Source organism: Neolewinella litorea, from assembly GCF_004803465.1.
GTDB lineage: Bacteria > Bacteroidota > Bacteroidia > Chitinophagales > Saprospiraceae > Neolewinella > Neolewinella litorea.
This window is the reverse complement of sequence record NZ_SRSF01000001.1, coordinates 788200-812502: the sequence shown is the minus strand read 5'-3', so window position 1 is coordinate 812502 and position 24303 is coordinate 788200. Positions and strand designations below refer to the sequence as shown.

The following is a 24303-nucleotide window of genomic DNA, read 5'->3' as shown; positions in this document are numbered from 1 at the left end:
GGGGGTAACGAAAAAAGCCGCTTCCGACATTCGTCGGAAGCGGCTTCGGTTTTTTTACTGGCCTGAATGTTAGTCGCGGCTGTAAATGGATTGGCCGTTGGCCATCATGTCCGCAATCTCGCTGCGGTCGGAGATGTAGCGGTAGCGGCTATTGGTGATTCCTGCGGGGCGGTCGCCTACGATGTAGTAGCGCACGTCCATATCCGGGGCGTTAACAACAACCTGGTCGGAGACGCGCATCATTTGTCCATCGTTAAGCTTTTGGCCGTCCTTGTCGAGGCGTGCGAGGACGATCATCCGGTTGCCGGTGGTATAGATTTCTTCGATCTCGAGACTGGCTTCCTGGTCTACGTCGGCTTCGACCATAAAGGTGGTTTCCTCAGCGTCGCCGTATTCGTCGGGCCATTCCACGTCAAGGACGGGTACTTCAACGGGCTCCTCGACCATCTCTACGGTCACGTTGGGGACTTCGACCATCCGGGTGGTGGTATTGACTTCCACGTCTACCCAATCGACGTCGTAGGCGGGGGCTTGTCCGGGCTCGGTATCGACGTCAACGTCTACTTCGGGCAGCTCGCCCTCCTGGGTTTGGTCTACGTCGCAACTGCTGAGCGCAAAGGTGAAAAAGAGAAGGAAAGGTAAAAATCGAATGCTCATATTCTTTGGTGGTTTAAGTACGTAATTGCTGGTATAAATAGCTGGTTCCATTATTTAACAGGGTGTTGGCGGGGTGATGTTCGATGGCGGGCAAGGCAATGCCCTGGTATGAGGAGGAATTGAAGGGCGCTCTTCTTACGGTTAAGTTCCATTCTACGGAACCACGGCGTATGGCTTTTATTCACTTTTCACTGCACCTGCGGCCGCGCCCCCGGTTATGCCAGTATCCGTTTGGGAGCACTAGGGGGTGCCTGCCTCACTTACTATCAAGGTATGCCGCGGTGGCGACTCAGCTCCGTCTTTAAAGGCCCCGCAAAGTTTGAACCGACAAGCCGAAAGAACAGTCTAACTGACATAAAGCCGGTAACCTGCGGGCGGCCATTCTGTAAAGCCTTAATTTATACCACTATGCTCCGACTGTTGCTCTTTCTCTTCGCCGGATTACCCCTTACTCTACTTTACGGACAGGGCATGGTGGTGCTTGAACCGCTAAAGGACCGATTCAACCAGCCAACGGATATCGTCAGCGACGGGGTGCACGACAGTCTGCTGTACGTAGTGGAAAAGGGCGGGCTCATCAATCGTTACGACCTGGTGGAAGAGGCCGTGGGGGTCGTGCTGGACCTCACCGACCGCGTGGATACGCGCAGCGAAGGCGGCGCCCTGGGTATGGCCTTTCACCCCGATTATCCGGACAGCAACTACGTCTATGTGAACTACACCGTGCCGGGAGATGAGGAAGATGTGGAAATGGTAACGCACGTCAGTCGGTTCACCCTCGACAATACCGGCCTCTTCGATGACCTCAGCGAGCGCATACTGCTTACCATCGACCAGCCGGCCGTGAACCACAATGCAGGTGACCTTGCTTTTGGGCCCGACGGCTACCTCTACGTGCCCACCGGTGACGGCGGCGCGGCGGGCGACCGGTTCAGAAACGGTCAAAACCCCGAAAGTTTGCTCGGCAAGATGCTGCGCATCGACGTGGACGGCACGTCCGATGGCAAGAACTATTTGATTCCGGCGGACAATCCGTTTGTGGGAGCAGCCGATACCCTGGATGAGATATGGGCGCTGGGTTTGCGCAATCCGTGGCGTATCTCCTTTGACCGCGAGACGGGGGATCTTTGGATCGCGGATGTCGGTCAGGGAGCGCGCGAAGAAGTAAACATGGTGCCCGCGGGCCACCCCGGCGGTCTGAATTTCGGGTGGAATTGCCGGGAAGGGCTGATTCCATTCGCGGGCGCCGAGGACCGCTGCGCGGAGAGCGCGCTGCCGTTTACCGATCCGCTCTTTGATTATCCCCATGAAGGCAACAACGGCATCGACGGTCGCTCAATTACCGGTGGCTTCGTGTACCGGGGGCCTGATGGGGGCCTCAAGGGCCTGTACGTCTTCGGCGATTTCGTGTTGCAGCGGCTCTTCGTCTTCGATCCCGTAAGGGAGACTGAACTGCAAGTCGTGTACACCGACCTGCCGGCCACAAATATCTCCACCTTCGGAGAGGGAAGCGACGGATCGCTTTACCTGGCGGACTTTGATGGAACACTGTACGAGGTGACTTCCGACTCCGGAACGGCGGTGCGTGGCGGACCCGAGGCTGCCGAGATGGTGACCATTTACCCTAATCCCGCCCGGGAGCGGGTGACCGTGGAGTTCCCGCACGCCGTACTTGGCACGGTAATAATCCGGCTGGTCAACGGGAGCGGGCAAACCATCAGGAAGTGGTCGGAGCAGCGGGTTTCGGGCGGTAGGCTGGAGTTAGGGGTCAAGGATTTGCCGGCCGGAACGTACCTGCTCACCGCCGAAACGGAGCAGCGCCGATACCGCAGCCGGTTGGTATTGCATTAATTTGCCTTACCATTGCACCTGCGGACGCGCCTCACGTTAGCGTCAGAAAATCCAACAAATGTCTAAAGTTCTCATCATTGGCGCGGGCGGAGTCGGCCGCGTAGTGGCCTACAAGTGCGCCGAATACCCCGAAGTGTTCACCGAATTCATGATCGCCAGCCGCACCAGGCGCAAGTGCGACGAGATTGCCGCCGACATAAAGGCGGACCTTGGGTACGACAAAATTACCACCGCGGCCATCGACGCCGAAGACGTACCCGCGCTGACGCAGCTCATCAAGGATTACAATCCCTTCATGGTGATCCACGTGGCGCTGCCCTACCAGGACCTGACGATCATGGACGCCTGTCTGGCCGCCGGGGTGCATTATCTCGATACCGCCAATTACGAGCCGAAGGAGGAAGCCAAATTCGAGTACAGCCACCAGTGGGCCTACCACGACAAGTTCAAGGCTGCCGGGCTGATGGCCGTGCTGGGGTGCGGCTTCGACCCGGGCGTGACCAGCATTTTCACCGCGCGGGCGGCGTCGCACATTTTCGACGAGATCCATTACCTCGACATCGTTGACGCCAACGCCGGGGATCACGGCAAAGCCTTCGCCACCAACTTCAACCCGGAAATCAACATTCGCGAGATCACTCAGCCGGGCAAATATTACGAGAATGGCGAGTGGGTGGAAATTCCGCCCTTCAGCATCCGCAAGGACCTCAACTACCCGGACATCGGTCCGAAACCCAGCTACGTCCTCTACCACGAGGAACTGGAAAGTCTAGTAAAACACTTCCCGACCCTCAAGCGCGCGCGCTTCTGGATGACATTCGGCGAGGAATACCTGACCCACCTGCGCGTGATTCAGAACATCGGCATGGCGAGCATCGAGCCCGTGGTGCACCAGGGCGTGGAGATCGTCCCGCTGGAGTTCCTAAAGACGGTGCTTCCCGATCCGGGCGGCCTGGGCGAGGGGTACAGCGGACAGACGAGCATCGGATGCCGGATTCGGGGCCTGAAGAACGGCAAGGAAGAGACCTATTACATCTGGAACAACTGCAGCCACGAACGGGCGTACCGGGAAACGCGGGCGCAGGGCGTGAGCTACACCACCGGCGTACCGGCCATGACCGGCGCCATGATGCTGATCCAGGGCAAGTGGGAGGGTGCCGGCGTGTATAACGTCGAGCAATTCAATCCCGACCCCTTCCTCGACGTATTGGGAAAGCACGGCCTGGAGTGGCACGAGGAGATCGGCGCCGACCTGGAACTGTAGGCCGGGGGAGGGGGTGCCGGCCGGGGTCGCGTACCCGGGTCAGCGCCCCATAATCCCCTATGCCAAAAAACCGAAGCAGCGCCTAGTATAATACCACGGGTTGTGTTACCTTTGCGGCTCATTTGAGGGACAGTTAAACCCCCCAACGTATGACGTCCATTGCACGCCCGTTATTTTTCTGCCTTTTCAGCCTCGCATTCACCCTCGTTTCGGCCCAGGCGGTAAATGATCACGGGACTGCCGGCGACCATGGCACGGCGGGCGACGAAACGGACGTCCACCAGAGCTGCGACGCTCACGGTGATGACTACGATCCCGCCGGCGTGATCCTGCACCACATTGCCGACGCCAATGAATTCCATGTCGTAGGTGACCTTACCATTCCACTGCCGGTTTTCCTGTATGCTCCGGGTGAGGGACTGACCACCGGGCTCAGCAGCATGTTCCACCACGGTGAAACGGCCGTCGACGGCTACGTGATGAACCACGGCCGGATCAATCGCCTGTCCGGCGCCCCCGCCGAACTCATGGAAGGTGAGCACGCGGTGGAGTGTATCGCCCACACCACTGAAATGGTGGATGGCAAGACGCGCGACATCTACGCCGCCCGCATCAACGGCGAGTCATACCTGCTCGACGCCCCCAGCGTGGGCGACGGCGGACTTCTGGGTGGCGGCATTACCAGCTTCTACGACTTCAGCATCACCAAGAACGTCTTTACGATGTTGCTGGCGGCGCTGTTGCTGATTCTGCTCTGGTCGGCCGTGGCCCGGGGATACAAGAAGAACGAAGGAAAGGCGCCCACCGGCATCCAGAGCCTGATGGAACCCTTCTTTGTCTTTCTGCGCGATGAAATTTCGATTCCCATGATCGGCGAGAAGCATTACGAGCGCTTCCAGCCCTTCATCATGACGATCTTTTTCTTCGTTCTGTTCTGCAACCTGCTGGGCCTCATTCCGATTTTCCCCGGCAGCTCCAACGTAACCGGCAACATCGCGGTGACCATGGCCCTGGCCGTCATCTCGGCCATAGTGGCCTACATCCACGGCAACCGCCACTACTGGGAGCACACCCTGTGGATGCCCGGCGTACCGGCCGCCATCAAGATATTCATCCTGACGCCCGTTGAGATCCTCGGATTGGTCATCAAGCCATTCTCGCTCATGGTGCGTTTGTTCGCCAACATTACGGCGGGCCACATCATTATCCTGAGTCTCATCAGCCTCATCTTCATCTTCGGCAACAACGGTGAAAATGTGATTGGCGCGGGCGCGGGTGCCGTAGTCGGGGCTGCCTTCACCCTTTTCATGAACTGCATTGAACTGCTGGTTGCCTTTGTGCAGGCCTTCATTTTTGCGATCCTGTCGGCCAGCTACATCGGTGCGGCCGTAGAAGATGCCCACCACCACGACGAGGCAGGTCACCACGGAGAAGAGAAAATCGCGGAAGGCGGTGTAATGGGTGGCGCGGTCACCGGCATGCACACCCCGGCGAACTAACAGATAATCAAGAATTTTATTTACCCATTTAAATTATTCAACATGGGAGCTCTTGGAGCAGGTATCGCCGCCCTCGGCGCTGGACTCGGAATCGGACTCATCGGCAGCAAGTCGACCGAAAGCATCGCCCGCCAGCCCGAAGCCGCCGCGGATATCCGTAGTGCCATGATCCTTACCGCCGCCTTCGTAGAAGGTGCCGCGCTGTTCGCGATCATCGTAGGTCTTTTGGACAAGCTGCTCTAGCAGCGGCGCCGTCCAGGCCACACCACAAGCCGGCAGCGAACTGCGCTTGGCAGCGCTGCCGGCTTACTTTACCTTCGACTGTCGAGTTGTAAAACAACCTATATATAATGACTACGCTCTTCCTTGCTGATTTCAGTGTCATTAAACCCGACTTCGGTCTGATTTTCTGGACCGTCATCATCTTCCTCGTTCTCTACGCTATTCTGGGCAAGCTGGCCTGGAAACCCATCCAGCGTGCCCTGCGCCGTCGTGACGACGAGATTCAGACCAGCATTGACGAGGCCAAGCGTGCCCGTGCGGAAATGCAGGCCCAGGCCGACGAGAACCAGCGTTTGCTGATCGAAGCCCGCGAAGAGCGCACCCGTATCATCACCGAGGCCGAGCGCCAAAGCAAGGAGATGATTGCCGCCGCCAAGAACGAAGCCCGCGAAGCGGCCCAGAAAGTGGCCAGCGACGCCCGCCGCGACATCGACAACATGCGCAAAGCCGCCATGGTCGACCTGAAGAAAGAGGTAGGGTCCATGGCCATCGAGATCGCCGAAAAGATCCTGCAGAAGGACCTGAAAAGCGACGCCAACCAGGAAGCTTTCGTTCGGGAGCTGGTACGCGACCTAAACTAAGCCCCCATGACCAATTCCAGAGTAGCCGCCCGCTACGCCCAGTCCCTCATCGAACTCGCCCAGGAACGCAACCAACTGGAAGTGATCAAGGCCGACGTGGACACCCTGCTGGCAATGGGCCGCAACCGCGATTTCGCGCTGCTGCTGAGCAGCCCGGTCGTTCCGCCCAGCAAGAAGCAGGCCGTGCTTACGCAATTGCTGGAAAAAGCCAAAGCGGACAAGCTTACCCGACTGTACGTGAAGTTGCTGATCGACAAGGGTCGTGAGGTCGACATGCTGGGTATTCTTAAGGAATTTAATGAGCAGTACAAGCGGCTCAAGAATATCTCCACGGTCCAACTGACCAGTGCCGCCCCCCTGACCGCCGCTACGCTGGAGGCCATCAAGCAGCAACTGATCTCCAGTGGCATGACCGAGGACCGTATCGAACTGCACACCAAGATCGATCCGGACCTGATCGGGGGCATCATCCTGGAATTCGACGGCAAAGTGTACGACGCCAGTGTTGCCCACAAGCTGAAGAATATGAAGGATGAACTCCGCAAACCCAATCTTTACCAAACCCAACTGGCCAGTTAGCGGCACGCCGCCGGCACCCCATATAGTCGGCCCGCATAGCAGGGCCTAAATCAATTATCAAGAATAAACAACCATGGCTGACGTAAAACCTGACGAAATCTCCGCAATCCTCAAGCAGCAGCTTTCCGGATTCGATACGGCTACCGAACTCGAGGAGTACGGCACCGTACTGCAGGTCGGCGACGGTATCGCCCGCGTGTACGGACTTAACAATGCCCAGGCCGGAGAACTCGTAACCTTTGAAACGGGTACGGAGGCAATCGTCCTGAACCTGGAAGAAGATAACGTCGGTGTAGTACTGATGGGGAGCGCCGCCGGCATCCACGAGGGAAGCCGCGTTTCGCGTACCGGACGTATCGCCTCCATCAACGTAGGTGAAGGTATGGTCGGCCGCGTGGTAAACTCGCTCGGTCAGCCCATCGACGGCAAAGGTGACATTACCGGCACCACCTACAATATGCCGCTGGAGCGTAAGGCCCCCGGGGTAATCTACCGCCAGCCGGTAAACGAGCCGCTGCAGACCGGTGTAAAGGCCATCGACGCCATGATCCCCATCGGTCGTGGACAGCGGGAACTCATTATCGGTGACCGCCAGACCGGAAAGTCGGCCATCGCCATCGATACCATCCTCAACCAGCGTGAGTTCTACGAACGCGGCGAACCCGTCTACTGCATCTACGTAGCCTGTGGCCAGAAGGCCTCGACGGTAGCGCAGGTGGCCAAGACCTTGGAGGATAACGGTGCCATGGATTACTCCATCATCGTTGCCGCTTCCGCTTCCGAGCCGGCCCCGCTTCAGTTTTACGCACCCTTCGCCGGTGCGGCCATCGGGGAGTACTTCCGCGATACGGGCCGTCCCGCCCTAATCATCTACGACGACCTCTCCAAGCAGGCCGTAGCCTACCGTGAGGTGTCGCTGCTGCTGCGCCGCCCCCCGGGACGTGAGGCTTACCCCGGTGACGTTTTCTACCTGCACAGCCGTCTTCTCGAGCGTGCCGCCAAGGTTATCAACGACGACGCACTGGCACAGAATATGAACGACCTGCCCACCAGCCTCAGCGAGGCCGGTATCGTAAAGGGTGGTGGTTCACTTACCGCCCTGCCCATCATCGAGACGCAGGCCGGTGACGTTTCTGCCTACATTCCTACCAACGTAATTTCGATCACCGACGGACAGATCTTCCTGGAGTCCAGTCTCTTCAACAACGGTATTCGCCCGGCCATCAACGTCGGAGTTTCGGTATCGCGGGTAGGCGGCTCGGCGCAGATCAAACCCATGAAGAAGGTATCCGGTACGTTGAAGCTTGACCAGGCTTCCTACCGCGAGCTGGAAGCATTTGCCAAGTTCGGCTCTGACCTCGACGCTTCTACCATGAGCATCCTGGACAAGGGTCAGCGGAACGTGGAGATCCTCAAGCAGCCCCAGTACAGTCCCGTACCGGTCGAGCAGCAGGTGGCCATCATCTACCTGGGTACCAAGAACCTAATGCGCGACGTACCCGTCATCCGTGTCAAGGAGTTTGAGAAGCTTTTCCTGGGCGAACTCGGTCGCAAGTACCCCGAGGTACTGCAGAACTTCCGCGACCGGAAATACCAGGACGAGGACCTGCAGAAGCTCGAAACCCTGTCGAAGGAACTTACTCCCCAGTTCAAAAAGTAAGTTGCGCCCCGCGGGGTGGCCTGTTCAGCAGGCCTCCCCGCGGCCCCAACCCCCAACCCCGCAATAATACCCCATGGCAAACCTCAAGGAAGTACGCGAACGGATCCGCTCGGTCAAGAACACCCAGCAGATCACCAGCGCCATGAAGATGGTATCCGCCGCCAAGTTGCGACGTGCACAGCAGGCCATCACCGAACTGCGGCCCTACGCCGACAAGCTCGATGAAATGCTGCGCAACATCCTCACCAACCTGGAAGGGGACGCCGATACCACCTTCAACAAGGTACGACCCGTTGTAGGCGCCGCCGTGGTGGTGGTCACTTCGAATCGAGGACTCGCCGGGGCCTTCAACACCAACGTGATCAAGGCCGCAGAAGCCAGTATCCGGGAAATGGGACCCCTCTCCGGCCCCCTCGACATCATCTGCATCGGTCGCAAAGGCGCGGAATATTTTCGCAAGCACTACGGCAAGCGGGAGAACGTCAAGGTTGTTACCGATTTCCAGAAGTTGTTCGACGACCTGAGCTTTGACAACACCCGTGAGGTGCCCGAACTGCTGATGGACCGTTTCCGGGTAGGACGCTACGACAAGGTGTACATCGCCTACGCCCGCTTCAAGAACGCCGCCGTACAGTTTGCCACCAGTGAGCAGTTTTTGCCCGTGGAGGACGTAACCACCAACCAGCAAGGCACCACGAAGCCCGAGTCCCGGTATCGCGCGGATTACATCTTCGAGCCGGACAAGGAAGAGCTGCTGCACTACCTGGTGCCGAGCATTCTCGAAACCAAGTTTCAAGCCGCTCTGCTGGATACCCACGCTTCCGAGCACGGTGCCCGTATGACAGCCATGGACAAGGCTACGGAGAACGCACAAGAACTGCTGCGCGAGCTCAAGATCAGCTACAATAAGGCCCGTCAGGAAGCCATCACCAACGAAATCCTCGAGATCGTTGGCGGAGCTGCTGCCCTCGAAGCAAGCTAGGAGGGCTCGCTTTTGACTACTACCGCGATTCAGATCAAATACCGTCGCTGTCGCCTCCGGGTGGCAGCGACGGTTGTGTTTAGGGCAGCTGCTCGATCTCCTCGTTGGAAGCCGGGGCGACACTGGATGCAGCGGCCGAATGCTGAGCACGCAACGATCTCCAGCGGGGTTTCCGGAAGTACCGCCAACTCAGGCCAAACATGAGTACCCAGTAGACGATCTCCGTGCTCCAGGCCGCCGTAAGGTTTCCCCATCCGCTCCTGACCACCGCGAAGACGAGCAACATATACACTCCGGCGCAAAAGGTCTGGTAGATGAGCGCTTTCTTCGTTTGTCCGGCACCGATAAGCCCGTTGAAGAAAATGCTGCCAAAGCTGAAGGTGGTCAGGATGCCGAGCAGTACCCAAAATATCGGATAGGCCGCCTCGATCAAATAGGCCCGCTCATCACCTAAAATGGGGTATAAGACCTCTCGGGGGAACAAGATGATGGGCAGGCCCATAACCAGGGAAACCCCTAGGCAGAGGTAAGCCGTCTTCCACAACACCACCTTGACGTTGTACCGCTCGCCACGACCGATGAAGTAGCTGACCAAAGTATTCACACCCGTACAGAATCCCCAGGCGGGGATGCTAAGGATCAGGTAGGCAATGCGTACGATATTGGTTACGGCCAGGTCGCGCTCCCCAAAGTTTTCTACGATGCCGAAAAAGAAGAAAGCGCTACCAAGTCCTACGATCGACATGGCTACGATCGGGACGGACAAACCGACAATTTCGCGAATCAGTCGTTTGTCCCAGCGGGGCAGCTTGCCCGCAAGGTACTGGCGGTTCTTGCGGTCGAAGAACATGTAAATCAGGAAGACCACCAATGCTACGAATTCCGCGATGGTACTGGCCAGCCCCGCGCCGGCTATGCCCATTTCCGGAAAGCCGTACATCCCGAAGATGAGGGCGCGGTCCAGAAAGATATTCGTCACCGCAAGGATTACCGTGTCGACTACGATAAATACCGGTCGCGCAATGCCCGTATACAGCGCGATGCAGGCAACGCCCAGGTAGCTGGCGAAAACGCCCCATTTGCGGGTTTCCAGGTACTCAAGTGACTTATAGAATATCACGTCTGAGTCCACCAAAAGGGCAAACAACCAATACGCGCCGTAGGTCATGAACAGAAACACTACGAAAGACAGGACCAACTCAAAATAAACGGTACTAAAGAAGGCCCGACCCACGGCGCGGGAATCGTCGCGGCCCGTGTAGTGGGCAATCAGGATCTGACCGCCCCTGCTGAATCCGAATCCGATGGCGGCCACGATGATATAGAAGGCCGCGACGAAGCCAATAGCGGCAAAATCTTCTTCGCTCCGGTAATACAGGAATATGGAGTCGGTCATGGCCACCACGTTCTGGGCCGCGCTTCCGATGATGATCGGAAGACTAATATTCCAGATGCTCCGGTATGAGGTACTCAGTTTCAAGGGTGCCAAATCTACGACACTATCCGAGTACTATTTGCCGTCCGGTCCGATTTCAAAGGGCGTTACGGGGAGTCCCTGCCGAGAGAAGAGATTGGCGTCGTCCGGATTGTTGAACCAGGCGTACCGGACCCGGCGGATTGGCCTCCCGCCCGGGTTGAGAATGATTAAGGTATTCGATTCTGCATCGAGGGTGCTTACCGCCCAATGCCATGCGCCGGCGTCGTCCTCCACCGTCAGCGATCCAACCAGGGGATAGCGCTGGGCCGGGGTTTGCCGTAGCGTTAGACCCTCGCCGACTTCGGAAAAATGCACCACGGAATACCGGTCGAAGACTTCAAGCATGGTGGCAATCGGGCTGCGGGCCTGCACGTCATGTCCGTAGATGTCTTTGCGGGCGTGCAGCGAGAGGCGTCGCCCCACTTCCCACTTGTTCAAGGGGTGGATGTCATCGGCATCTCCGATATCGGTGATAACTGCCTGCCCGGTACGCGGTAGGTCGAGTGCACGGCTTTGCTGTTCCCGTATGACTGCCCATCCCGGCTCGTCGGGTTGTTGTGGAGGTGCCTGGTAGTCGGCCAGCTGGACCCAGTAGAATGGCAGGGTGTCGGATTGGAGCTGTCGGCGCCATGAACTTACCAGCGCCCGCAGTTGGTGTGCATACCGCGGGGCATCATCCGCGCCGGCGTTGGATTCCCCCTGGTACCAAAGCACAGCCGATACTGGCAGATTTTGGAGGGGGGCAATCATGGCATTATAAAGCAGGGTAGGGGTGTGGTTGGCACGGGCGTCCGCCATTTTGAGGACACCAATCCGGTAGTGGTAGTCCCCATGCAGGGGGATTTTGTCACTGCTTTCCGTTTCCAGATATAGCGCTTCCGCGGGATCGGCGAACCCACCGTTGCCGCCCGTGTCTGACACCCGGATTGCTAGCGAATTACGGCCCGCCCGCAGGGTGGTGGCGGGTACGGAGTAATGCCGCGGTTGGGCGTAGGCATTGGGGGTGGTCCCGATGACTTCTCCGTTGATGTACGTCAGGTCCCCATCGTCGATGGCACCGAGGTGGAGTGTGGCCTCCCCGCTCGCCTGCTCGGCGGTAAGGGAAAAGGTTTTTCGGAAGTAGAACACCCCGTCTACGTCAGGATAGCCCTGGGACTCCCAGTGCGCGGGAAGGCTCATGGTACCCCAATCGGACAAATCCGTATCGTCGGCCAGGAAGCCTTCTTCCCGGCCACGGTCTTCCGTGGGGGGAGGGTCCGTACTACCGAAGGTGTTGCGGTAGGTTTGCAAAGTGGTTAAGGCGGCGGCTTCCAGCCGGGCCCTTTGACCGGAAGCTGCGTTCCGGTCGTTTAGAGTAAGGGCAGCATCCGGGAGCCACGCTTCGATACGGCTACCACCCCAGGAAGAGTGCAGCAGCCCGATTGGCACCCGCACGCCAGATTCACGTAAATAATGGGCAAAGTAGGCTCCGACACCGCTGAAGTCAGCCATCTCCTCGGGGGTGCCGGGTACCCATTTTTCGTCCAGTGCGAGGGTCTCGGCCGGACTATCGCTGCTTGATTTTGCCACCAGGATCTGCCGGATCAGCGGATCGGCGATGGTGCGGGCGCGGGCGCTGTCGGGATCCGACTGTGCTAGTCGCCATTCCATATTCGACTGACCGGACAGCAGATATACATCTCCGAAGTAGATGTCTCGCAAAGCAATGGTGCTTGAGCCATCGGAAACGGTAAGGGTGTGGGGGCCGCCGGCGGGCGTGGGCGGCAGGGTGATGCTCCATTTCCCGTTGCGATCGGTACGAACCGTAAAGGATTGGTCATCCAGGCTCAGGGTCACTTTCCGATTGGGGCTATTCTCGCCCCAAACCGGATGCGGAACATTACGCTGTAGCACCGCGTGGTCGGTGAAGACCGCGAAAAACGAAAGGTCCTGGGCCACGAGTACGGAACCAATAAGAAATGGAAGGAGAGACAGGAGCAGGCGCACGACTGAACGGATTGGTGGTCGTGGAAGATCGTGTTTATTCGCGATTCCAGATTTCCCAGGCGGCTTCAGCCTGCGCGTACAGCATTCCCAGGCCATTCGAGGCACCCGCGCCCGCGCCCCGGGCACGCTTCATAAAGGAGGTTTCGGAGGGGTTATACACCAGGTCGTAGCAAAAATGCGCTGGTGAGAGGTGCTGATAGGGGATATTCGGGGAGGCGTCCGTATTAGGGTGCATGCCCAGAGGGGTAGTATTTACTATCAGCCGATGATCTTTAATCGTCTGTTTATCCAGGTGGTCGTAGGAATATCCCTCCGGAGAGGGAGTACGACTGACCATCTTAGGCTTTACGCCCATCCCCACTAATGCTTCCCAAACGGCGCGGGCCGCCCCGCCGGTCCCGAGTATGAGGGCCGATTCGCCACGCAGGTTGGTGAATCGTTGTTGAGCGGCCAACTGGCGGATCAAGTCCTGGCTAAACCCCTGGTAGTCGGTGTTGAATCCACTGGTTCTGCCTCCCTTGACCAGAATAGTATTTACGGCCCCTATCCTCTTGGCGACCGGGTCTACCTCGTCCAGTAGAGAAAGTATCGCCTGTTTGTGGGGGATGGTAACGTTGACGCCGCGGAGGTCAGGATACTCATTCAGAATTTTCCGAAATTGGTCAGCGGACCGGTACTCGAAGTTCAGGTAGCGATGGGTGTGGTCGATTCCGAGATCTACGAACTTGGCCGTGAAGTATCCGCGACTGAAAGAATGAGACAGGGGGAACCCCAGGAGTCCGAAAGTGGGCATAGGCTAGGTTTTGTCCGGAGATGGGGTGTTGCCCAACTCGGTTTCGGCCTGCTTGTTGGTGGCAAAGGCTTCAAGCACAAATACGATGGCCAGTCCCGCGGCCATGGAAAGTACCACCGCCAGGACGTAGGGTTCGCCGCCCAGGTACTGCGCAGGCATTACCCGGGCTTCCAGAACGGGTACGATCTCTCCGCTGCTGTCGATGCGGGTGGTGAGGGCATTGCGCCAGGGCCAGAGTTGGTTGAGAGAACCTAGCATGAAGCCCGTGAGCAGGGCAAAGGTGCGGTCCGGGTAAGTTTTAAAGGTCCAGGTGAGTACCCTGGCGAAGGCGGCCAGTCCGACGATGCAGCCCGCCGCGAAACACGCAACAATCAAAAGGGATCCATCTTCCCCGCTGGCCAGACCACGCACTGCACCAAACACGACCGTATACATTCCCAGGAGCACCAGGATAAAACTGCCGGAAACGCCCGGCAGAATCAGGGCGGAGATGGCCACCACTCCGGAAAAGAAAACGAGCAGGGGAGAGGTGCTTCCGGCGAGCGGATTGATCGTGGTCAGGAAGTACGCAAAGACGGCCCCGACGATCAGGAGGGTGACCGCAGATTTGCCCCAGTGACGGATTTGCCGAGCTACGTAAATGGCCGAACTGACAATAAGGCCGAAGAAGAAGGCCCAGACGACGGGAGGATAGTTCTCGAGCAGCCACGTGATCGCCACCACAGCAAAACCGAGACCGACGACCATGCCCAACCCGAGTTGAAGCAAGAAAGCGCCGTCGGCGACGTGCCAGGCGGGTCGGAAGCCTTCGCGTCGGAAGGTGCCGGCTACGCGGGTGCCGAGAATGGCCCCGATGGCTTCCAACAGCCGCTCGTAAATGCCCGTGATGAAGGCGATCGTACCGCCGCTGACGCCGGGGATGGCTTCGGCAATGCCCATGGCCATCCCTTTGAGAATCAAGGAAATATTCATTTATTCGGCAAATTTTACGCTTTCGTACATCGCTTCCACCTCCGGCAGGGTGAAGACGCCGTCGAAGGAGTTTTGAAAAACGAATTCCCGGTCGCCGCGGTAGATGATGTAGCGGAAACCGTAGGCGCTGGTGGTGTCGATCTTATTTTCAAAAATGAAGCCCTGGGGTTCCTCCCGCACGATCTGTTCGAAGTAGCGGTTGTCGCGTACGTACTCCAGTTCTTCGGCCTTGAGGCGGGCCATATCGTTGGTGGTAGCGTCACTGGCCAAAACCTGTACGGCGTAACGGTCGGCCGGACTGTTGATTGTCACGTCGTCCATCACGCCGGAGAGATTGGAGACCACCACCTTGGCACTGTCGGGTGCCTGGATGACGACTGGAATGTTGTACTGGGTGAGGTCGAGATCCCGGTAGCCGGCCCGGCCGTCGGATTCGCAGCCCACAAGGAGAAGGGCAAGAAAAAGTACGGAAAAAAGCAATCGCATAGTCATCATTTAGGGCGCAAAGATACCCCGGCCCCCGGGGATGCGGCAGCGTCATCAGAAGGTTGCGTCCGACCGGCCCGGCAAATTTTTTACATTTGTGGCCGGCCCCCAAACATATCCCGGCGGTGGGCGACGTTAAGCAAGCGCTAAAGCAACCCGAATGTTTCTGAACCTCTTTCATTTACTCCTGCAAGCGCAGGGTGACCTCAACCTTGATACACCGGAACCCGTCGTGGAAAGCGAAAGCTTGCTGGACGTACTCCTGCAGTCCGGCATCCTCACCATGATTATTGTTGGCATCCTGTTGCTGCTGTTCATCATCGGGTTGTACATTTTTTCCGAGCGGTACATCACCATCAAGGCCGCCGGTGCGGACGACGAGGGGTTCATGGAGCGGATCCGGCGGGAAATCTCGACCGGAAACATGGCCAACGCCCGGGCCTTGTGTACGACCACCGATAGCCCGGTAGCCCGAATGGTTGACAAGGGGCTGCAACGTATTGGACGGCCTCTGCGGGACATCGACGCCGCGGTCGAGAATGTTGGCAACCTGGAGGTCTTCCGCCTTGAGAAAGGACTCAGTACCCTGGCCAGCATTGCCGGTGCCGCCCCCATGATCGGATTCTTCGGCACCGTTACGGGCATGATCAATGCATTCTACGAAATGTCCAACGCCCAGAACATCACTCCCGACGTACTGGCCGGCGGCATCTATTCCGCCCTGCTGACTACGGCAGCCGGGCTCTTCATTGGCATCCTGGCCTTCGTAGGCTATAACCTACTGGTGGCGCAGGTCGAGCGGGTCGTTTACAAGATGGAACGGTCAACTACCGAGTTTATGGACCTGCTCCAGGAGCCTGGATAACAGATCTTCCCTTTCACGGTAGTATCATTCGCAAGCAACATGGGTCTAAAACGATCAAATCGGGCGAACGCCCAATTCAATATGTCCTCTCTGACGGACATTATCTTCCTGTTGCTGATCTTCTTTATGCTTACGTCCAACTTCGTGCAGATCCGCCCCTTCGATCTTCCGGAGTCGGACAGTCAGACCGTGGCCCCCACGAATATCGTGGTCGAACTGGAAAAGGGTGGGGTAGTCCGCGTCAATAATCTTGAGGTACGGGGTGCAGCGGTTGCGCAGGCCCTCAACGACGCCCTGGACCAGGCCGACAATCAGGAGGATGCTACTGTGACGATTGTGGCTGAGACTGGGGTACCGTTCAACCGAATTACGCCCATCATGAACCTGGCCGCTCAGCATCGAGCCCGCGCCATCATCGCGACCCAACCCCGTCGGGGTTAAACACCTAAAGCCATGGCCCTCAAGAAGCGATCTAAAGTCAGTGCGGAATTCAATATGTCGTCCCTAACGGACATCATTTTCCTGCTCCTGATCTTTTTCATGTTGACCTCCACGGTGGTGGCCCCCAACGCCCTCAATCTCAAACTGCCGGGCCGATCAGATACGCCCGCCAGTCCTTCCACGGACCGTCTGGATGAGGTGCGCATCGACGATGCCGGTGCGCTTTACTTCAACGATCGCCGGATTAGCGCCGAGGAGCTGGAACTGCAATTGCAGCCCAGTGCCGGAAGAGGTTACAGCATGCTAATCTCACCAGACAAGGAAGCGCCGGTAGAGGGAGTGGTCACCGTTATGGACCTAGCCATGCGGTTCGACATCAACGGGGTTCTCGCCGCGGAAGAGTGAGGCAACCTTTATTCGCTTGCGAAGGGTGATTGAGCCGGGGACACAGGGACCGTATTCGCTGTTTCCCCACCATGGGCCGGTCAGTACGAGTTCACCATCGCGATAATCCGCCCTCAGGTCGTACTCCTTCAGGCACCAGGCCACCGTCAGTCCGGCCTTATTATTCCGAAGAATTTCCAATTCCGAGATGCGCCAGCTCCCGTCCGGGGTTTGAAAGCCGCTCACTTTCATTTCTGCCTGTAGTTCTCCCAGACGGACGTAGGCGGTGCCCTTCACGCTGAGGCCGATCTGTTCCAGGTTCATATACAGTTCGAACTGTTCGGCAAATCCGCCCTCATTCTGAAGAAGCAATCCGGTCCAGCTACCCGATATATCCGACCTCCACTGGCCGAAGGCCAATATGGGTAGCAGCAGAAGCGTGAGGGTGAATAAGCGTTTCATAGGGCAAAGAAAGGGGGTGTGGGGAAAAGATTGGTCGGGGGTAGCCACGTTTTTCGGCCAAGCGGTATCAAGTGAGTGATTACCGCGTTGATTTAGAGCGAATGTTAGGGCGCCCGGAGACAATAGTCTTGCGGGCGTCACCTTTCGCAGAAGCAGAAGAGCCAGTCGGGAAAGTCCCGACTGGCTCTTCTGCGTAATTAAGCTTAGGAAAAATTAGTTTCCTTCAGGCACTTCGACACCCTCCGGAGCGGGGTCTTCCTGTGCATCGGGTACGCCGGTGAGGAACTCTACACGACGGTTGACGCGGCTACGATCCAGGGGAACGATGGCTTCATCTTCACCACGGTACTGCAGGATCAGGCGATCGCGAGCGATGCTGAAGTTGTCTACCAGGTGATTGATCACGTTAAGGGCGCGGCGGTAGGAAAGTTTCTGGTTGTATTCCATGTCACCGGTGCGGTCGGTGTATCCGCGGACGATCAGACGCATTCCGGGGTTGGCATCCAATACACGGGCGATGCTGGCCAGCATACCGTAATCCTCGTACTGGATATTCGAACCATTGAGCGGGAAGTACAGCATCGGCAGGTAGATGGCACCGCCGGGGGTGTTGATGCGGGTAATGTCTTTCTGATCCCTTTCCGACATAGCCGTGCTGAGGCTGTTGTCGATCATGGTCTGTACCTCATCCTCACTAAGTGGGGCGTCGATGCGCTCTACGACGACACCGTCGGCGTCGACTACCTCACCAACGCGGGGGGGGAAGAAGGGCTCCTTGTCGCGGAAATCGGGCACGCCGTCAGAGTCGCTGTCAAGGGTACGACCGCGGCTGTCTACGGTGGCGCCGGCGGGCGTGTTGGGCTCCTGGTCTACGGCGTCGGCGATACCGTCGTTGTCGGTATCGGTAGTAACCTCATCCACGCGACGGTTCAGGGTGGCGATGTCTTCCTTCACGGGGGTGAAGGCGTTGGTCCAGTAGCGGGGTTCGGTGTGAGTATTGGGGTTGCCGATGTTGAAGTTCAGCGCAATCCCAGCAACGTGCTGAACGTCGCGGAAGTCGCCGTCATCGTAACCGTCTACCAGGTCGGCACGGTTGCCGAAAGGCACGTATACTTGGTATTCGGCGCCGATATTAAACCGCTCGTTGATGCGGAAGTTAATGCCGGTACCGAAGGCAGCGTGGGTGCGGAAAGACTGGTCGATCTCACCGTTGCGGCCTTCTTCGAAGGGAGAACCATTGGGGTTGCTTGCGCATCCGTTACCACGAACATTGCCGTTGCACTGAAACTCGGTGGCGTAGAAGTTACCGCCGGCACCCGCCATCATGAACAGGTTCATGTTGCGGATGTCGCCCTTGAAGGTGAAGTTGTTGAGCGTGACTACCCCGTATCCCGTGCCGCTGAGCCAATTGGTTTCGAAGCGCCGGTTGTTGGAGTTGTCACCAGTCTCGTCGTCACCCTTACTCACGGCGAATACACCATCGACTCGTAGGGAGAAGAGGTGATCCAGCGATTTACGCAGGTGTATACCACCACCGAAGCCCCCCTTGGAGGTAACGTCGCCGGATAGCCATGAATAGTAGGGCGAGATGCCGATTTCCAGCATGGAAGGCTGGTCTCGCTTGTTCAGGGCGCCTTCTTCGGCCATGCCGACCGCCATGGTGGAATCCGGGCTGGTGGTTGTAGGTAAAGGGGTGCCTTGAGCGGAAAGCGCTCCACAAATGCAGAGCAACAGGCCGGTCAGAGAAGTCTTAATTAATTTCATAGAGGTGGATCTAGCAAGGTTTGGTGAATAGGGGTTTCTTTCACAATCCTGTGTATATCGGTCAAAGGTAGTAGTTGTTCGTAAAAGCGCACGCTTTCTTTACCTTCGCGGCACCGCAAATATGTACAAACACTGGCTACTTCCCCCCCGACAATTACCCTCCGGGTTCTCCGCGCACGCTATAGGCACTCGGCTAATGGCCTCTCCCGATGCCACCCCCCGGGTAGCACTATTGGGATGGGACGCGGCGACCGCCGATGCGGTGCGCGAACATTTGTACCCGCTGGCCTGGGACTTTGACGGTCTCACGCTGTCCGACCTGGGGAATTTCCGAAAACAGACCGTCAACTTCGCGGTTCCGCTGCTGAAGGAACTGCACGGTGCCGGTATTCTGCCGGTTCTGGTGGGGCGGCATCCCACGCTCCTCACGGCGCAATATCTCGCGTTCGGAGAGCTGAACCGGCAGGTAGGGATTTGCGTAGCCGACAGCGACATGCATCTGTCGGATTCACCGGGCACCTCTACTGAATCGGCGGGCAACCTTGATGCTGCGATTTACCGTGACCGTTCTCCGGTATACCACCTGGCGCATCTGGGGTCCCAGCGTCAGTTGGTAGGCCCTCGTCTGGATGCTCTGTTCCTGCGCCGTCACTTCGAGAGGTACACCCTGGGTCAGAGCCGCGGCAAGCTCAGCGACCTGGAGCCTACCATCCGCGACGCCGACGTATTCGCATTTGATCTGGCAGCTCTTGCGGCCGGGGAAGCCCCGGCGAGGCGCGGCTTTCATCCGTCGGGGTTTTCGGTGCAAGAGGCCGGGCAGCTCGCATTTTATGCGGGCAGTAGCGACCGCCTCTCCTCCTTCGGGCTGTACGGTTATGAGCCGGGTAATTGCTCGCACCACGAACAGAAAGTCACCCAGGCGGCCCAGGCACAGCTGATCTGGTATTTCCTCTATGGGGTCAGTCAGCGAAAGGGGGACTTCCCGGTCACGACGGCGGGCCTGCACGAATACGTGGTTGACAGCAAAGTTACCGACCGGTTGACCTTCTGGCGGTCGGACCGCAGCAACCGATGGTGGGTACAGGTACCGGTTCCCGACGAAGAAGGAGAAGAACGTAACCGACTGGTATCCTGCAGTTACGAAGATTATCTGCAAATAAGTCAGGAAGGCAAACTGCCAGACCGTCTTAGAATCGCCTTTTCCCGGTACTGAGTGTTAAGGTATTGACAGTGTAAAGTAGATAGTGTATCTTCGTAGATAACAAGGTTAAGGTTTGACACAGGTTTGCCCCCATTGGGCCTGGATAATGAAAAACTAGGTTGGCTGATTTTGCTCCGTTTTTTTACGGCGCTGATCTACTTCATTCAAACACGTTGCCAGTTGTTGCACCGACTGGCTTAGGTGTGTCCCCTGGTGTCAGATTTTGACGGATGATTTCGTCTACTCAAGAACACTGATGGCACACATACTAAAATTTATAATAGTAGCTCTACCGCTTTTCTTTGGATTTTCCTCCGCTTTCGCGCAGTCGCTTTGTGGAGAGCAGGATCCGTTCTGGCTACCCCCTTCCAGGACCTTCTGCGTGGATTCTAACGGTATTGCTACCGTTTCATTTAAATTGCTAAACCTGGGCGCTCCCGGCAACTATACGGTGAGCTTTCCCGACGGCGCCACGGCGGACTATAAAGGTATTGCGGATACGGTGACTGTAATTCACGAACTTGAATTCTTGTGCAGCAATCCTCCCGGATCCCCGTCACTACCCAACGCCGAATCTCCTTTCTACGCCTATCAGGGTGAACTTTCAATTGTGCGCACGGATTGCGTTGACAGCCAGGGAGATGCCCAACGTGGAAGTTATGATTTTAACATCATTCCCAATCCTTTGGAAAGGATTGAAACCAGTCAGTTGACCTGTCTGGAAGCCCCCTACCTCCTTGATCTGGATGTGTTGCTCTGCCAGGACGACCTGGTTGATACTTACCAATGGTACCTGGACGGTTCCCCTATAACGAACTCGAATGCTGCCGAAGTGAAGTCACTGCTCATCACCAAGGCTGGAAAACACAAGATCCGCGTTGAGGCTACCACCGCCAAAGATGGATGCGGTCCATTCTTTCTGGAGAAGGAGATCGAGGTAACCGAAGGTCCCGTGCTGGACGTGGAATTTCAGGTTGATTCGGCAGCTTTGTGCTCGCCGGTAGTTACCATCGCTACCATTACCACCGCTGCCCACGTTTCCTCCTTCAAATGGACGTCGGACTCCCCCGATGTTACCTTTTCCGACCCCAAGGCAGCCACTCCGCTCATTACCGTAGACAATCGCCAGGGGGGCACCCGCGTAATTACGCTTACCGCTAACAGTGACGCCTGCGGTACCGTACAGGAATCCTTCACCCTGACCACCTACAACGACCAGGAGTTCAATGTTATAGGTTCACCATCAACCTGTGTTAGTGAGACGTTCGAGGTTTGTGATTTTATCTCGGAACCCCTCACGGTGGAAACCATAACCTGGTCCGATACAGACGAAACAACAATTTTCAAAAACGGTAACCGCAGTTGCCCAGTGGTAAACTTTGCCACTGCCGGGGTACACACGCTACGTGCGGAGGGAACCGACGTATGCGGACAACCTTTTGCTTATTCCATGACCGTTCGGGTTCGCGACAATTTACCCTTGTCGATCCAGTTCAATGAACTGGACACCATCTGCGATCAGGAACCACCCCTTGATTTATCGGATTACATAAAGCCCTTCCGCAATGTGGCCGCAATATCTGGACCCGGGGTGGTTGGAAAGCGCTTCGATCCATCCGGGCTCTACGGGAAGGTCAATCTATCCGTCACCGACAGCTGCGGAGCACTTTATCCGGTACCTGTCTTCGTACTGCGTGAAGGAGGTTTTACAGGAATTAATCCCGTCCTGTGTCTCGGTGAGACCCTAGATTTGACTACCCTTCAGCCAGGAACGTATACCGGGGAAGGCGTCACCGATAATGTGTTCAACTCCGATGAACTGGAAGCCGGATCATACCAGATCAGTTTCGTGAGCGACGCGTACTGCGGAGGGGCGGGGTCCTTCAACCTCACCTTGCAGAATCCTCCACATGCCGACTTTTCCATTGCAACACCGAGTTGTGTAGGCGGGGAAGCCGGTACGATCTTTCGGGCGGGACAGCCCATTCAGGTCGTCAACCTGTCCACGTCGCAAGTGCTATGCTATACCGTGGAAGAAACCGGGCAGCGGCAGTGTGACACCAATGCGGCAGACTTCACCATCTCATCACCGGGAACTTATACCATCCAGCAGGTTGTAGGCTCGCGGGGCACCGATTGTACCGATACCCTGCGCCGGCAGATTGAAGTAAGGAGTGCCTTTAACCCCAATTTCAGTTACGAGATCCTGGAAGACGGCTGCGACTCCGTTTCGATTACGCTCTCTTCGGGTGGGCTGCCGGAGGCGGTAGTGCCTGGCTGGACCTTATCCACCGGAAAGGTGCTGAAAGCTAAATCCCATACCATTCGTGTGGCTAGGCCGAGAAATGAACAGTGGATGACGGTAGCGGTCACGGCTTCCAACGGATGCTTTAAGTACCAGGACACCTTCAACCTAGAAGTGCCCCGCCGCTTCCAGGTCGGGTTCGGAATCCTGAATGACAACCGGACCGTCTGTTCCGGAGATACCGTCCTGCTGAAGAACAATTCATTCAATGCCGAGCGGCTTACGGTAACTTATCCAGACGGTAAAACTTCGACCACCCTGCCGGGGCACCTGATTCTCTCCAATCCCGGCGATAAAATCATGGCGTATCCAATAACCATGACCGGAATGAATTCTTCCTGTGGGGTCGAGACGGCTACCGATACAGTGTTCGTGCTGCCTACCACCACCCGCGCCGGATTTAACCTTGTCTATGCAGACAACTGCGCCGTAAGAGAAGTGTCTTTGGTCAACCTCTCTACCAGTGGCAGCCGCGGGCGCGTGTTCTGGGGCGATGGTTCCACTCCCCAGTGGACCGTCGCCGGAGATACACTCCGGCATCGGTACAATGTCAATCGTGATACCACCTTTACAATTTCCCTGGAAGCCACGCTGTGCGGCACCCATACTTATCAAACAGACTTCCGGGTCCGGGCAGCCCCCAATGCCACCTTCACCGTGCAGACGCCACAATCGTCCTGCGTGGGCGATTCCTTGGTGTTCGTCCCGAATATCGCCGGGGGAGCGGAAGGCTTCGATTGGGATTTTGGCGACGGCAACTTTAGTCAGCACCACCGGCCTACCCATGTTTACGACCGCCCGGGTCAATATCCGGTAATTCTGGAAGTCACCACTACCTCAGGTTGTGTCACCTCCGATACGGTGATGGTAACGGTGGATACGTATAATGGTAAGAATCTGAGCGCCGCCATCCCGGAGGAAACCTGTGTTGGGGGAGATTTTACGGTTGATGTAGGCTCACCCGGTACGGGGCTTAGTTATTCCTACGGAGCCGGCACCCAAACCGCCGGGGCAATGTCCAGGCCCTTTCAAACGGTAGGTGTACACCCCTTCACCCTTACCGCGACCGACGCGCAGGGTTGCCAGATCGACACTACGGTACTGGTAACGGTACACCCCAAGTTATCAGTAAAGATTGAGCCCGACCGTCGGGATACCACGCTCGATCTAGGAAATAGTCTGGACCTCACCTTCAGCGTGTCGCCCCAGCGCTCGTTGGACAGCATATCTTGGTTCGGGGAAGGTATTGATGACCCCCTGAATAAAAAGGTGCTGGCCATGCCAACCACCGATAACCTGTACCGTCTGCAGGTGATGGACGAATTTGGCTGCCGGGCCGCCGATTCACTCATGGTGCGGATCCGTACCGATTATCGTGATCGCATCTATACCCCCAATGTGTTTACCCCAAATGGAGATGGCTACAATGAATCGTTTGCCCTCTTCATCAAACCGAATACGGTACGCGCTATCGAGTCGCTGAAGGTTATCTCCCGGTGGGGGACGGTTGTCTACGAGTGCAGCAACTGCGGCACCGATGACCTCGCGCACGGCTGGGACGGTAACATCGGAGGCAATCCAGCCAAAACCGGCGTATACATCTGGGCGGCGAAGGTGGAGTTCGTGGACGGAACGGAGGAGACCTTTACCGGTGACGTGACCCTGCTCCGCTGAGCGAAATCAACCTGCGGGTAAGGGCACCCGTGATGATTCATTTTTTTGGCGGAAGGGGAAAACTTTTCCCACGAACTACAATATATCCGGCTCCGACACCGATATGTCTGTAAGGCAGCCGGTCCTGGCTGTTGTGTT

At 57.2% G+C, this 24303-nt stretch carries 21 protein-coding genes; 13 read left to right on the top strand and 8 right to left on the bottom strand.

Translation table 11 applies throughout. The features are described 5' to 3' along the window. Positions 1 to 69 precede the first annotated feature (69 nt). Entirely contained in the window at positions 70 to 657 is a 588-nt protein-coding gene (locus E4021_RS03430; protein WP_136456503.1) for a hypothetical protein, read from the bottom strand. A gap of 408 nt (positions 658 to 1065) precedes the next feature. Here E4021_RS03430 and E4021_RS03425 point away from each other — a divergent pair, with 408 nt between their 5' ends. The 8 genes from E4021_RS03425 to atpG all read left to right on the top strand — a co-directional run bounded on the left by E4021_RS03425 (position 1066) and on the right by atpG (position 9355). Continuing rightward, complete coding sequence (locus E4021_RS03425) at positions 1066 to 2508, top strand: PQQ-dependent sugar dehydrogenase (RefSeq protein WP_168797451.1); 1443 nt, start codon at positions 1066 to 1068, stop codon at positions 2506 to 2508. A gap of 58 nt (positions 2509 to 2566) precedes the next feature. After that, positions 2567 to 3772: a saccharopine dehydrogenase family protein gene (locus E4021_RS03420; RefSeq protein WP_136456501.1), complete on the top strand. Its 1206-nt coding sequence runs from the start codon at positions 2567 to 2569 to the stop codon at positions 3770 to 3772. Between the two features lie 149 nt (positions 3773 to 3921). Beyond that, positions 3922 to 5271, top strand: coding sequence for a F0F1 ATP synthase subunit A (gene atpB, locus E4021_RS03415; protein WP_136456500.1), 1350 nt, complete (start codon positions 3922 to 3924; stop codon positions 5269 to 5271). Positions 5272 to 5313: 42 nt separating this feature from the next. Continuing rightward, positions 5314 to 5514 (top strand): ATP synthase F0 subunit C, encoded by a 201-nt coding sequence (gene atpE, locus E4021_RS03410; protein WP_099104686.1) that lies wholly within the window; start codon positions 5314 to 5316, stop codon positions 5512 to 5514. Positions 5515 to 5621: 107 nt separating this feature from the next. Next, positions 5622 to 6134 (top strand): F0F1 ATP synthase subunit B, encoded by a 513-nt coding sequence (atpF, locus tag E4021_RS03405; protein ID WP_136456499.1) that lies wholly within the window; start codon positions 5622 to 5624, stop codon positions 6132 to 6134. Positions 6135 to 6140: 6 nt separating this feature from the next. Next, on the top strand, positions 6141 to 6713 hold the full coding sequence (gene atpH, locus E4021_RS03400; protein ID WP_136456498.1) for an ATP synthase F1 subunit delta: 573 nt from the start codon (positions 6141 to 6143) through the stop codon (positions 6711 to 6713). Positions 6714 to 6786: 73 nt separating this feature from the next. After that, on the top strand, positions 6787 to 8373 hold the full coding sequence (gene atpA, locus E4021_RS03395; RefSeq protein WP_136456497.1) for a F0F1 ATP synthase subunit alpha: 1587 nt from the start codon (positions 6787 to 6789) through the stop codon (positions 8371 to 8373). A 73-nt stretch (positions 8374 to 8446) separates the two neighbouring features. Then, positions 8447 to 9355 carry an ATP synthase F1 subunit gamma gene (gene atpG, locus E4021_RS03390; protein WP_136456496.1) on the top strand — a complete coding sequence of 303 codons (909 nt, stop codon included), beginning with the start codon at positions 8447 to 8449 and terminating at the stop codon, positions 9353 to 9355. Between the two features lie 79 nt (positions 9356 to 9434). Here atpG and E4021_RS03385 read toward each other — a convergent pair whose 3' ends face one another. Genes E4021_RS03385 through E4021_RS03365 form a run of 5 tightly spaced genes read right to left on the bottom strand, consistent with a single transcriptional unit; the run spans position 9435 to position 15069 of the window. Beyond that, positions 9435 to 10835: an MATE family efflux transporter gene (locus E4021_RS03385; RefSeq protein WP_136456495.1), complete on the bottom strand. Its 1401-nt coding sequence runs from the start codon at positions 10833 to 10835 to the stop codon at positions 9435 to 9437. 30 nt (positions 10836 to 10865) lie between these two features. Next, on the bottom strand, positions 10866 to 12818 hold the full coding sequence (locus tag E4021_RS03380; protein ID WP_168797450.1) for a sialate O-acetylesterase: 1953 nt from the start codon (positions 12816 to 12818) through the stop codon (positions 10866 to 10868). 34 nt (positions 12819 to 12852) lie between these two features. Further along, a complete protein-coding gene (locus E4021_RS03375) occupies positions 12853 to 13611 on the bottom strand; it encodes a shikimate dehydrogenase family protein (protein ID WP_136456493.1) in 759 nt (252 codons plus the stop codon). Between the two features lie 3 nt (positions 13612 to 13614). Then, on the bottom strand, positions 13615 to 14583 hold the full coding sequence (locus tag E4021_RS03370; RefSeq protein WP_136456492.1) for a DUF368 domain-containing protein: 969 nt from the start codon (positions 14581 to 14583) through the stop codon (positions 13615 to 13617). Then, a complete protein-coding gene (locus tag E4021_RS03365; protein WP_136456491.1) occupies positions 14584 to 15069 on the bottom strand; it encodes a hypothetical protein in 486 nt (161 codons plus the stop codon). A 160-nt stretch (positions 15070 to 15229) separates the two neighbouring features. Between E4021_RS03365 and E4021_RS03360 the strand changes: the two genes are divergently transcribed. From E4021_RS03360 to E4021_RS03350, 3 genes are read left to right on the top strand one after another with little or no spacing between them, the layout of a single operon-like run. After that, positions 15230 to 15934 (top strand): MotA/TolQ/ExbB proton channel family protein, encoded by a 705-nt coding sequence (locus E4021_RS03360; protein WP_136456490.1) that lies wholly within the window; start codon positions 15230 to 15232, stop codon positions 15932 to 15934. Between the two features lie 39 nt (positions 15935 to 15973). Then, positions 15974 to 16375 carry an ExbD/TolR family protein gene (locus tag E4021_RS03355; protein WP_136456489.1) on the top strand — a complete coding sequence of 134 codons (402 nt, stop codon included), beginning with the start codon at positions 15974 to 15976 and terminating at the stop codon, positions 16373 to 16375. 12 nt (positions 16376 to 16387) lie between these two features. Then, positions 16388 to 16780 carry an ExbD/TolR family protein gene (locus E4021_RS03350; protein WP_136456488.1) on the top strand — a complete coding sequence of 131 codons (393 nt, stop codon included), beginning with the start codon at positions 16388 to 16390 and terminating at the stop codon, positions 16778 to 16780. On the opposite strand, the gene E4021_RS03345 is transcribed toward E4021_RS03350, so the two are convergent. After that, a complete protein-coding gene (locus E4021_RS03345) occupies positions 16733 to 17221 on the bottom strand; it encodes a hypothetical protein (protein WP_136456487.1) in 489 nt (162 codons plus the stop codon). The genes E4021_RS03350 and E4021_RS03345 overlap by 48 nt on opposite strands. A 213-nt stretch (positions 17222 to 17434) precedes the next feature. Next, positions 17435 to 18985: an OmpA family protein gene (locus E4021_RS03340; RefSeq protein WP_136456486.1), complete on the bottom strand. Its 1551-nt coding sequence runs from the start codon at positions 18983 to 18985 to the stop codon at positions 17435 to 17437. 196 nt (positions 18986 to 19181) lie between these two features. On the opposite strand from E4021_RS03340, the gene E4021_RS03335 reads away from it, so the two are divergent. After that, positions 19182 to 20198: an arginase family protein gene (locus E4021_RS03335; RefSeq protein ID WP_136456485.1), complete on the top strand. Its 1017-nt coding sequence runs from the start codon at positions 19182 to 19184 to the stop codon at positions 20196 to 20198. 673 nt (positions 20199 to 20871) lie between these two features. Further along, positions 20872 to 24165 (top strand): PKD domain-containing protein, encoded by a 3294-nt coding sequence (locus tag E4021_RS03330; protein WP_168797449.1) that lies wholly within the window; start codon positions 20872 to 20874, stop codon positions 24163 to 24165. Positions 24166 to 24303 lie beyond the last annotated feature (138 nt).